This is a genomic window from Pseudoalteromonas sp. S1727, from assembly GCF_005886375.1.
In the GTDB taxonomy this organism is placed as follows: Bacteria; Pseudomonadota; Gammaproteobacteria; order Enterobacterales; family Alteromonadaceae; genus Pseudoalteromonas; species Pseudoalteromonas haloplanktis.
Genome location: NZ_PNDT01000288.1, coordinates 1 through 296, shown reverse-complemented (window position 1 = coordinate 296; position 296 = coordinate 1). Strand labels below are relative to the sequence as shown.

1 pseudogene is annotated in these 296 nt (G+C 38.5%); it reads right to left on the bottom strand.

Annotated elements, in window-relative coordinates:
* A pseudogene (locus CWB85_RS22050) lies at positions 1 to 296 on the bottom strand (guanosine-5'-triphosphate,3'-diphosphate pyrophosphatase); the annotation flags it as partial.

Below are 296 nucleotides of genomic sequence, written 5' to 3'. Positions count from 1 at the left end.
ATTTTATGCTCAGATTGTGAAAAGCCCGGCATATCCGTATTTTCAAGAATATAAGCGGTGTGTTTTTGGTATTGCTTATATTCAATTAATAAACCAATCTCGTGTAATTGCGCAATTGCTTTAAGTAAAGGTAGGCCATTATTATCGAGTAAGTGCCACTGCTCATTGATTTGTGCGGCAAGCTGAATACTAAGTTCTGCAACTCTGTTCGCTTGCTTTTGATCCACATGATAACGGCTCATTAGACCATCGACGGTACGCTTACGTATATCGTGGTTATGAAATTCAGGTATCAT